Raw genomic sequence first — 1,553 nt, 5'->3', positions numbered from 1 at the left:
ATACAGGACTGATCATGCAAGTCGCCAACTCCACAGCAGTCAGCCCAAAACCCGGCGATCTATTGCGTCAATGGATGAAGCGTCCGGTCAAGATCTTCTACCAGAGTGAAGCCAACGAGTGCGGTCTGGCCTGCTTGGCCATGATACTTGATCACCATGGCCATCGGCTTTCTCTGGAACAGCTCAGGGCATTCGCCGGATCCTATCCGCAAGGAATGTCGGTATCTGATATCAGCGATGTTGCGGAGCGGAAAGGCCTTGTGGCGCGCCCTCTTCGGGCTGAGCCAGATGAACTGGATCAGCTCGTACTGCCCGCAGTTCTGCATTGGAACATGGACCACTTCGTTGTCCTGGAAAAGGTGAAGGCGAGGAAAGTCGTGATTCTGGATCCATCCCAAGGCCGCGTGGAGATCTCTTGGGCGGCGCTTGGCCGGCACTTCACAGGGGTGGCAATCGAGCTCTTGAAGGGACCCGATCTCAGGAAGGCCCAAGCGCGCAGTAGTCTTCGTCTGAGGTCACTCATTGGGCCGATCTCTGGTCTCCGACCAGCGCTGGTCAACCTGGGGCTTCTTTCAGTTGCGTTGGAACTCATGGCGCTCGCTTCACCCCAAGGCTTCCAGATAGTCATCGACCGTGTACTCGCCGATGGGGACCGTGCCCTTCTTCCGGTTGTCATAGTGGGACTGAGCCTTCTCGCCCTTCTTCAGCTGCTGCTGGGTTGGCTGCGGTCCTGGGCAATTGTTTGGCTGAGCAGCCAGATCAATATTGGATGGAGCTCGGGCGTGTTCGCTAGGCTGCTGCGCCTACCTACCCAGTACTTCCAAAGTCGCAGCCTGGGTGACATAACATCGCGATTCACGTCACTAAACACAATACAGCAGGCCATAAGCACGCAGTTGGTCGCTGGGATACTAGATGGTGTCATGGCCCTTGCAACAGGAGCCATGCTGTTTGTCTACAGCCCACTTCTAGGCGCATTTACAAGCCTCACAGCGCTGGCTTATGTAGGCGTCAGGGCCATCTACGTGAAGCGACTGCAACACGCAACGGTTTCCTCCTTGACCGAGGACGCGCGCCGGCAGTCCATGCTGCTTGAATCCATCCGCGGTGCGCAGACTTTGAAGCTTTTCGGGAAGACTGGCTGGCAATCGTCCCGCTTTGCGAACCGAAGCGCAGCAGCAATCGCAGCATCCATTGCCGTTCAGCGTACGAGCTTGTCCTACGCATCCTGGGGTGGCGTCCTGCTGTCTGTAGGTAGGCTTGGTGCTCTCGCAATCGGCGCATCACTGGTGATGGAGGGACGGTTCACTGCCGGGATGCTGATTGCGTACGCCTCGTACTCAGAGCAGTTCATCTCGCGTCTGAGTGCGCTTTCCGAGTACGCAATCCAACTCGCGTTGCTCGGTTCACATGCGGAAAGAGTTGCTGACATTGCTCTTGCACCCGTTGAGAAGGAGCCCGCTGCACCTTTGAGCGCGCGCGTTCAACCCGTTGAGGTTGAGCTCCGCAACGTCTGCTTCAGATATGCAGACAATCAGCCATGGGTGTTGAAC

At 57.1% G+C, this 1,553-nt stretch carries 1 protein-coding gene; it reads left to right on the top strand.

Annotation, left to right across the window (positions count from 1 at the left end):
- Positions 1-14: 14 nt before the first annotated feature.
- The coding region (locus ACFQ6N_RS40730; protein ID WP_380659185.1) for a peptidase domain-containing ABC transporter at positions 15-1,553 on the top strand (1,539 nt) is incomplete at its 3' end.

Origin of the sequence: Kitasatospora sp. NPDC056446 (assembly GCF_042796115.1) — a bacterium.
Lineage (GTDB): Bacteria > Actinomycetota > Actinomycetes > Streptomycetales > Streptomycetaceae > Kitasatospora.
The sequence above is the reverse complement of the archived record's forward strand: the minus strand, read 5'-3'. Positions and strand labels throughout refer to the sequence as shown.